The sequence below is a fragment of the Methyloglobulus sp. genome (genome assembly GCF_046714055.1).
Lineage (GTDB): Bacteria > Pseudomonadota > Gammaproteobacteria > Methylococcales > Methylomonadaceae > Methyloglobulus.
In genome coordinates, this window is the sequence record NZ_JBKKBJ010000179.1 from 1 (window position 1) to 8,964 (window position 8,964).

10 protein-coding genes are annotated in these 8,964 nt (G+C 48.9%); 4 read left to right on the forward strand and 6 right to left on the reverse strand.

Annotation, left to right across the window (positions count from 1 at the left end; translation table 11 throughout):
- The 4 genes from ACLQ6D_RS10680 to ACLQ6D_RS10695 form a co-directional block, all read right to left on the reverse strand.
- On the reverse strand, positions 1-679 hold a 679-nt coding region (locus ACLQ6D_RS10680), incomplete at its 3' end, for a transposase (RefSeq protein WP_411727266.1).
- 38 nt (positions 680-717) lie between these two features.
- A complete protein-coding gene (locus tag ACLQ6D_RS10685; RefSeq protein ID WP_411727267.1) occupies positions 718-2,730 on the reverse strand; it encodes a TonB-dependent receptor in 2,013 nt (670 codons plus the stop codon).
- Between the two features lie 213 nt (positions 2,731-2,943).
- Positions 2,944-3,456 carry a transcriptional repressor gene (locus ACLQ6D_RS10690; RefSeq protein ID WP_411727275.1) on the reverse strand — a complete coding sequence of 171 codons (513 nt, stop codon included), beginning with the start codon at positions 3,454-3,456 and terminating at the stop codon, positions 2,944-2,946.
- A 127-nt stretch (positions 3,457-3,583) separates the two neighbouring features.
- On the reverse strand, positions 3,584-4,159 hold the full coding sequence (locus ACLQ6D_RS10695) for a DNA-3-methyladenine glycosylase I (protein WP_411727268.1): 576 nt from the start codon (positions 4,157-4,159) through the stop codon (positions 3,584-3,586).
- A gap of 242 nt (positions 4,160-4,401) precedes the next feature.
- Here ACLQ6D_RS10695 and ACLQ6D_RS10700 point away from each other — a divergent pair, with 242 nt between their 5' ends.
- The gene (locus tag ACLQ6D_RS10700) at positions 4,402-5,739 is read left to right on the forward strand and encodes a L,D-transpeptidase family protein (protein ID WP_411727269.1); all 1,338 of its coding nucleotides are present in this window, start codon (positions 4,402-4,404) and stop codon (positions 5,737-5,739) included.
- Between the two features lie 13 nt (positions 5,740-5,752).
- Here ACLQ6D_RS10700 and ACLQ6D_RS10705 read toward each other — a convergent pair whose 3' ends face one another.
- Entirely contained in the window at positions 5,753-6,181 is a 429-nt protein-coding gene (locus tag ACLQ6D_RS10705) for a single-stranded DNA-binding protein (protein WP_411727270.1), read from the reverse strand.
- A 159-nt stretch (positions 6,182-6,340) separates the two neighbouring features.
- Here ACLQ6D_RS10705 and ACLQ6D_RS10710 point away from each other — a divergent pair, with 159 nt between their 5' ends.
- The 3 genes from ACLQ6D_RS10710 (at position 6,341) to ACLQ6D_RS10720 (ending at position 7,397) form a co-directional block, all read left to right on the forward strand.
- Positions 6,341-6,874, forward strand: coding sequence for an SRPBCC family protein (locus tag ACLQ6D_RS10710; RefSeq protein ID WP_411727271.1), 534 nt, complete (start codon positions 6,341-6,343; stop codon positions 6,872-6,874).
- A 117-nt stretch (positions 6,875-6,991) separates the two neighbouring features.
- A complete protein-coding gene (locus tag ACLQ6D_RS10715) occupies positions 6,992-7,195 on the forward strand; it encodes a type II toxin-antitoxin system HicB family antitoxin (protein WP_411727272.1) in 204 nt (67 codons plus the stop codon).
- Positions 7,185-7,397: a type II toxin-antitoxin system HicA family toxin gene (locus ACLQ6D_RS10720; RefSeq protein ID WP_411727273.1), complete on the forward strand. Its 213-nt coding sequence runs from the start codon at positions 7,185-7,187 to the stop codon at positions 7,395-7,397. The genes ACLQ6D_RS10715 and ACLQ6D_RS10720 overlap by 11 nt, the downstream gene beginning before the upstream one ends.
- 19 nt (positions 7,398-7,416) lie before the next feature.
- On the opposite strand, the gene ppnN is transcribed toward ACLQ6D_RS10720, so the two are convergent.
- Complete coding sequence (gene ppnN, locus ACLQ6D_RS10725; RefSeq protein ID WP_411727274.1) at positions 7,417-8,787, reverse strand: nucleotide 5'-monophosphate nucleosidase PpnN; 1,371 nt, start codon at positions 8,785-8,787, stop codon at positions 7,417-7,419.
- Positions 8,788-8,964 lie beyond the last annotated feature (177 nt).

Sequence of the window (8,964 nt, forward strand, 5' to 3'; positions counted from 1 at the left end):
TGATGGGTTCCTGTTCCGGCCAGGAAAGCTGGTCGATCCGAATGAAGCGGCCTTGTCGCTTGTCGTCCAGGGCCGTCGCCACCGTCCGGTTGCTTTTCAGGGCGACGACAAAGTGCTTGCCAAGGTCTTCGCGCACGAAGGCCAAGTTCTCTTGTGCGGAAAACCAGCTGTCCGCCAAGACATAGCGGTATTTCAATTGGTTCTGGCGGCATGTCTTGAGCATCCGACGCAGCATTTCGTTCTTGGTCTCTTCGCTCTTCCGCTTGATTTTCTTGGTCGCCCAATCGCTGTAAAGATAGGGCTTGCGGGCCAGTTCAAAGGCCACCGGCAACGACACGCCGTCGGCATGGTAAAGGCAATTGAGGATATTGATGCCTTTCACCGACCGACCCTTGGTGTGGTCAAAGTGCCAGCACACCAACCCGTTCCCGTCGGTGTACGGCTTTTCCTGGATCGTGTCGTCAAAGATCAATACGCCATCCTCCCGTTCAACTTCGCGCACCGTCTTTTTGACGTGCTGCCATAATATTTTTGAGTCATAGTCGTCCCGGTTCAAAAAACGCGTCACTTGGTCATGGCTTAGTGTCCCGTCCAGCAAGCTGGATAATCCCGTCGCCGTCGTTTGACCAAAGGAACTCAACAAGTAATCGCTATATATTTCTAATAGTTCTGTATTCATCCTTATAGTTTACTTTAACTATAGGTGCGTAACATCAGTTAGTAACTCACCCTGAAACCTATTTCCGCACCACGCCCTGGTTCCGGCGCAAAGCTACGCAGGTAAGAGGTGGAGTTACGGATATTCTCATCCAGCAGATTATTGGCCTTGGCAAATACCATCACATCCGCGCCGTGCAGATCCAGGATTTGATATTGCGTACTGAGATTAAGCTGCACATAGCTAGCCGTAGGCGTGTCGTTGTCACCCGCATGGGTCTGGGCTTCACCGCGAGTCAGGCGCAGATTGGTGTTCCAATTACCCTTAATGTAGTCGATCTGAAAACCGAAACGCAAAGGCGGCAGTCGCGGCACATCACCGCCACCTACGAATTGCCCCCGGGTAAAATCGCTGAACAGCGTTAAATCAACAAATCCGTAATGATTTTCCATTAACGGAAACACGAGTTTGCCTTCGTAACCCATGAATGTGGCATCGGCCTGACGGGCTTCGACCACGGGAACACCGTCTATGAACTCGCCATTTCGTTGCTGGTAAATATAATCGCCCGCCCAGTTATGGAAGAAATCCAGTTGGGCTGTTACCCAGTTCGATTTAAGCTTGTAACCCAAATCCAGGTTGTATGAAGTTTCTTCGTGCAGATTGATGTTGCCCCGCTCAAAGCTACGGGTGGCATCATGAAAACCGTTAGCCAGCAACTCCTGTACTTGCGGCGCACGTTGTGAACGCGTGATCGCCAGATTGAGACTGTTGCTGTCATTCATCTTCCACACGCTGGAAGCGGAGGCGCTGACCGGCGTATAACTAAGGCTGGAAAGCCCTTGCGGATCCACGGTGGTGTTTTCAACGCGGACACCAAGCTGGGAAGCAAACGCACCTATATTGAATGATTCCACGGCAAAGACGCCGTAACTGTTGGTTTGCGTTTGGGCGACAATCACTTCACTGCTTGCCTTGTCAATTGCGGCAAAATCGCTGGCAATGGCTTGAAAACCAACCAACCCACGAAATATCCCCAGGGGGTTGTGGGCTAACTCCAGGCGGCTCTCATAAGTTTTATTGGTGAAAAAAGCGGCAGCCTCGCCATCAGGAATTTCTGTATGTTGGTAATCGGTATAACCCAGTTTCATACGCAGGGATTCAGCAAAGCGGAACGGATTTTTCAATTCACTTTTGAAGTCGTATTTGCTTTGTTTAAGGTCAATACGCACCACCTCGCCACCGCTGCCGTCTGGCGCAATACCATAATTATTTTCCAAACGGTTAATGGAAATGCCGGCAAAACCAGGGTCACCGACCAGAGAAATGCCAGCCGAGCCGCTGATTGCGTGAGCGGAACTGTTGTTGATAGTGCCTTGGCTGTTTTGAATAACATTTAGTGTTGGATCGGTAGACTGGGCGGCGTTGACATCAATAGCTAGCCCACCGATGTTGAGATTATTGCGGTCGCGATAAAAACCATCCAGATGGTAGGCCAGTTTTCCTTTACCGCCCTCTACTTTCATCACTGTGGACGTTTCATCGGAAACTGAGTCGAAACGCTGCTCAAGCGCACCGCCCAGCAACCTGTCCGGGAGCTTGCCTGGAATCCGGTTGTCGATGACATTGACCACACCGCCTATTGCGCCGCTGCCGTAGAGCAGGGTGGCAGGGCCGCGCAGCACTTCGATGCGTTCCGCCAGCAATGGCTCGACGCTGGTCGCGTGGTCTGGGCTGATGGCCGAAGCATCATTGCTGCCAATGCCGTTGTTCAACACCCGCACCCGTGGCCCGCTCTGACCGCGAATAACCGGTGTGCCGACACCGGGGCCGAAAGATTGGCTGGTAATGCCCGGTTCGTTTTTTAGCGTTTCGCCGATGCTGTGGCCGACTTTCAAACGCAATTCCTCATCGCTTAAAACGGTGACGGGGACGGCGGACTCGGAAACCTTTTCTTGCAGCGGTGCGGTGACGATCACTTCTTCTAATTCTTGTATGTTCTCTTCGGCTGCATGGACTGTCGGCACTAGCACAGTCATTGATAGGGAAAAAATGGCGGTTTTTTTGTTCATAAGATGCCCAGGACATTAAATGGAAAATAGGAAAATTTAAGGCAACCACTTTCAGATACTCATTAACAAACCCTGACGATGAGTAAAAGTGGAATGGTATTTTGCATTAAACAATATGTTATAACATAACACATTGCAAACATTATTTTCTTTTCAAAAAACCTTCAGATGGTGCGTGGTGAAAATGACTACTTGGGGGGTGTCCTCAACGCATCAGTTTTGATTGCCATATAACTCACTACATTTAATGCAGATCCCGTGGGCTTCTATTGCTTTGGCATGCACACTAAAACCAGCCTGATCAAGCTCATGCGACAGTGCCTGCATGACTTCCGTGGCGGGACGTTCCTCAACTTCATTGCAATGTTTACAGATTAACAGTAATTGTTCATGCTGTTGGCCCGAACAACTGCAACCGACAAAGGCATTGAGGCTTTCCACCCGATGGATCAGGCCTTGTTCGATCAAAAAATCCAGTGCGCGGTAAATCGTCGCGGGTTTTGCGGCATTTTGCAGAGGTTTGATACGATCCAGCAGATCATATGCCTTGACTGCTTTGTGGCTGTCCCAAATCAATCCCAGCACTTGGTGACGAATCGGAGTTAACTGTACGCCACGTACCACACACAAATGCTCGGCAACGCCTAATGCCTCGCTGACACATTTTTTATGGTCGTGTTCTAAAGGATAAGGATGGTTATGGCTTGTGTCGGCAGAAGGGTTCATTGTACAGGGCTTTTTATCCAAAAAAGTAATGTTATAATATATCACTTTTTGATCAGGGTCAACACGTAAGTCGGAAACGGCTTTAGCTGTGTTCCGACGTATGTGGCGAAACCCCTCGGTTTCCGGCTTATGTTTCTGCCAGTTGTTTGACCTGCCCATACCGAAAACAATCAACCGTATGGTCATTCACCATCCCTGTTGCTTGCATGTGGGCATAGCATATAACGCTGCCGACAAATTTAAAGCCGCGTTTTTTTAAGTCCCGGCTCATCAGGTCGGATGTGTGGGTGGAAGCGGGCAGTTCATGGTGATGTTGCCAGCTATTTTGCAGGGGTTTACCATCCACAAAACGCCAGATATAGCCGTCAAAACTGCCGAATTCTTCCTGGACTTTGATAAAGGCCCGTGCATTGGTGATGGCGGCCGTGATTTTCAGTTTGTTTCGGATGATTTCGGGGTTCGCCAATAATTGATTGATTTTGTTGTCGTCATAGTGAGCCACTTTTTCCACAGCAAAATTATCGAACGCTTTGCGGTAACCCTCACGCTTATTGAGGATGGTTGACCAACTTAACCCCGCCTGAGCGCCCTCCAACACCAGAAATTCAAACAACAATCGGTCGTCATGCACAGGAACGCCCCATTCATGGTCGTGGTAATGCTCTTCATTCGCGCTATGCAACGCCCATAGACATCTATTCATAAGGTGGCGGTTTCAAACACACATCTAAAAACTTTACAAGCCGGTGTGTGAGTTTCGGGGAATTTGCCAAAGTCCGGTATTTTCGTTAACGGGTTTATCTCCGATAAACTTAATGTTTTCTTAATCATGAGTATATTACACTTGATCGGTGTAGCGTGATGCGCTTTAATTAACAAAAAGAAGGGGCAATCAGCCGTCATTTTTGTTCCAGTCAGTGGGTTCCCAATAAAATTGAATACGGTATGTTTATAGCTAAAAAACTAAATTTATTCATCAGGTTATTTGCAGCAACCACTCTTTTAAGCGGTTGCCAAACCCTGTCCGGATTTTTTTCTTCTGGCGACCAGCTTGCTGTTGAAGCGCCTAGCGTTCAACTGCAATCTGACATTGCTAAGCATGAATTCGGGCTGTCCGGCGATCAAGCCATGGTTGGCGAGATAGCGGCAGTCGAAACCCGCGAGAATGACACCTTGCCCGACATCGCCCGACATTTCGGTTTGGGCTATAACGACATTACCGCCGCTAATGCGGGGGTTTCGGCCTGGACACCAAGGGCAAACAGCCGTGTTCTCCTGCCTTTGCAGTTTATTCTGCCCGATGCGCCGCACAAAGGCATTGTGTTGAATCTTGCCAATATGCGCATGTTTTATTATCCCAGAAAACAGCGCGACAAGGTCTTTACGTATCCGGTCGGCATTGGCCGGGACGGCTGGAACACACCGATGGGCATGACCCGTATTGCGGTCAAAACCCCCAATCCAGAATGGCATGTGCCGCCTTCCATACACCGCGAACATGCGGCAAAAGGCCATTATTTGCCCAGCGTGGTGCGTTCCGGCCCGGATAATCCCTTAGGCTATTATGCCATGCGTCTGGCTATTCCCAGCTACCTGATCCACGGCACCAACAAGCCTTTTGGCATCGGTATGCAAATTAGCCACGGCTGTGTGCAGATGTATCCTGAGGATATTGAAGTGTTGTTTAAGAAATCGTCTGTTGGGATGCCAGTGCGGATTATTCATGACCCTTATCTGACTGCATGGCATGGGGATATGTTGTATCTTGAAGCCAATGAACCTTTGGAAAAATGGTCTAACAGCAAACTCCGGTTGAAAAAACAGGTTTCGAAAGAGTTGCGTAAGATTGCCAAGCAACACCATGTTACGGTGGATTGGGATAAGGTAGATCGGGTTATTCAACGTGCAGACGGCATCCCGACGCCAGTATTGGTGAATAGCCCTGACGTAGCCGAGCTTTCCAAAAAAGCGGTACAGCTAGCCCATCCCGGAAAACTTTACGGACAACCCGTTACCGAAACTCTGGACGAAAACGATTGGGCCATGCTAGTGACAACGTTCAATAACGAGACTGAGGCACAGCAATTGGCTGCCATGCTCAATCATCAAGGCCCGCCCATACCTGCCCGCAAAGTGCAGGCCAATAATGGGTATCAAGTCGTGGCGGGGCCGTTCAAGAATAAGAAAGAAGCAAGGGCTGCGGCCAGCCGCATCCGCTTCGATTTTGAAATTGAAGCCAAGCTGTTAAAGCCCAAAGACACTTCAAAAACGCAGCGGATTTAATAGTTAAATCCTATCAGAACGGAATATCGTCATCATAAGGCGTGTCAAAGTTGTCATGACTGCCGCCTTGTGCTGTTGATGCCTGTGCCCCAGGGGCTTGATAAGTTTGCTGGCCTTGACTGGCTTCGTTTCTTTTCCCAATCAAGTCAATAATATTGGCATTAAGCTCAAGGCTGGTTTTCATGCTGCCGTCATTCGCTTTGTATTCACTTTGGGTCAACTCGCCGGAAACAAAGACCTGCTGGCCTTTTTTCAGGTACTCCTTCAATCCACCTTCGGCGCGCTTACCAAACAACGCCACCCGTACCCATAAGGTTTGCTGCTTGTCCCCAAAACCGATATTGTTGGCGACAGTCACACTTAAAACCGCCAATCCCGATGGCGTATACCTGACTTCCGCATCGCGGCCAACCGTCCCGGTAAAACTGAATACATTGCTCATTGGTTTCTCTTTAGTTGGTTAATGATACTGATTTTATCATTCACCTCGCCCATCTGAGCAAAAATAAAATATTTGCAATACGTCTATTTCATCAATTGTACGATGCTGTTTCAAGGTATATAGTTAGAGAGCTCCATAATAACTAAAAGGAAAAATCCCATGCTTAATATCATACTTTTCTTAATCATCATTGGAATCATCGTAGTTTTTGTGCTCGCAAACAGACAGCCAGACGATTTCCGCATCACTCGGACAGGCACGATATCCGCCCCCGCCTCAGCCATATTTCCGCACGTCAATAAGTTACAAAACTGGGATGCCTGGTCGCCGTGGGCAAAACTTGACCCCAATGCCAAAAATTCTTTTGAAGGCTCAGCGGAAGGAGTCGGTGCAAAAATGAGCTGGGTTGGCAACAACAAGGTCGGCGTGGGCAGCATGACCATCACCGAAAGCCACCCAGACGATTTCATCCAGTTCAAACTGGAATTCCAGAAACCGATGCAAGCCACTAATATTGCGGAATTTACCTTCACGCCCGAAGGCAACCAAACCACTGTAACCTGGAGCATGACCGGAACCAACAACTTCATGGCTAAAGTCATGGGCTTAATCATGAACTGCGACAAAATGGTCGGCGGTCAGTTTGAGAAGGGCTTGGCGGCGTTGAAAACAGTAGTGGAAGCAGACAGGTAAATAATAGTGAGTAGGGTACGCACAGCGCACCCTACCTGACTTCGTTAATGCTACTACGATTCAGAAATTTGTATTAGTAATGTTAAAATGCAGCTTTACTGAGTCCTGGACAATATTATGAAATTGAAAGTAATAATTCATGAAGCTGAGGAAGGTGGGTATTGGGCGGAAGTTCCGGCTATCTTGGGTTGTGCCACTCAGGGAAATACCTATGAAGAGCTATTGTCGAATATATATGAGGCTGTAGAAGCTTGCCTTTCTGTTGATTTGGAAAAAATCGAAATTTCGGAAACGGACAAAGTGTTGGATATTGCCGTTTGAAATCCATTTCTGGAAATACTTTGCCCGGCTCCCTGAAAGCCGGGGCTGGACGTTGGTTCGGGTCAATGGTAGTCATCATGTTTATATGAACCCAAGCAACTCTGCCCGAATCTCGCTGCCAATTCATGGAAACGAAGACTTAAAAACGGGCTTGCTCAAACATTTCATGAAAATTGCCGGAATAACAGAGGGTGATTTGTAGCACCAATGCCTAACATTAATCAACTAATGGTACGATAACACGGCGAGTATTTCTTCCCCGGCAGCTTCATGCGGTGTTGCGCGACAAAAGAAGTCAGCAGGGTATCCATTAATGTCATGATGCGGCTGTCGCCGCGAATTTCAAAGTGGCCGTATTGTTCGATGGCCCGTATCCCAGAATCTTTGACATTACCCGCAACAATGCCTGAAAAGGCACGGCGTAGGTTGGCGGCGAGCAAATGTTTTTCCTGGTCGCTGTGCAAGGCCAGGGCTTTCATATTGTCGTGTGTAGGGTTGAAAGGTTCCTGAAAAACTGGGTCGATCTTTAGCAGCCAATTGAAATAATAAGCATCGCCGTGTTGCTTACGAAAAGCCCTGACTTGACTGATACCGGCCAGCATTTCACGCGCAACCAAGGCAGGGTCGTCGATGATAATCTGGTACCTGCGTTGCGCTTCTTTTCCCAGCGTGGCGGAGATAAATCGGTCGATTTGCTCGAAGTACACTTCAGCGCTGTCGGGGCCGGAAAAAATCAAGGGAAACGGCATCTCTTGATTGTCAGGGTGGAGCAGGATTCCCAAGATGTAGAGGATTTCCTCTGCCGTGCCTGCGCCGCCTGGAAATACCACAATGCCATGCCCGGTACGCACAAAGGCTTCCAGGCGTTTTTCAATATCCGGCAAAATGACTAGGTCATTGACAATGGGGTTGGGCGATTCAGCCGCAATAATGCCGGGTTCGGTGATGCCCAGGTATTGGCTGTTTTTGATGCGTTGTTTGGCATGGCCGATAGTCGCGCCTTTCATAGGGCCTTTCATCGCGCCAGGGCCGCAACCGGTGCAAATGTCCAGCCCACGCAAGCCCATTTCGTGGCCGACTTGTTTGGTGTATTCGTATTCTTTGCGGCTGATGGAATGTCCGCCCCAGCACACGACCAGCTTGGGGTTGGTCATCGGACGCAAAATATTGGCGTTACGAAGAATATGAAACACGGCATTACTGATGCCGTTGGACGTTTCAAGGTCAAAGTGCGGGTTATGGTTGATTTCGTCATCCGCATAGATAATGTCCCTGACCACGGCAAACAGGTGTTCGTTGATACCCTTAATCATGTGTCCATCGACAAAGGCTTGTGCGGGAGCATTTTTTAGTTCCAGTTTAATACCGCGCTGCTCTTGGACGACGCGTATGGCAAAATCGGGGTAACGTTCCAGTAGTTCCTTGCCATCATCCATCGCACTGCCACAGTTCAATACCGCCAGCGCACAGTTTCGGAAGGTCTGGTACAGCCCGCCTTGGCTGCTGTCCAGCAATTTGCTGACCTCTTGTCTGGATAGCACCTCCAGTCGGCCATCCGGCGCTATTTGTGCATCGGTCACGTCATGTTTCATTTTCTTCCTTTTGCGTTCAGTCTAAGCGCTGATTACCAAATCCGTTCAATATAATAAGCAGAAAGCTGTTGATCGGCGCTTAGCAGGGGTATTTGGTTAACCATCGCCTGGGCTACAAGTAAACGATCAAAAGGGTCTTTATGGTGCAAGGGCAGATTTTGTAATGCTAGCGCGTGG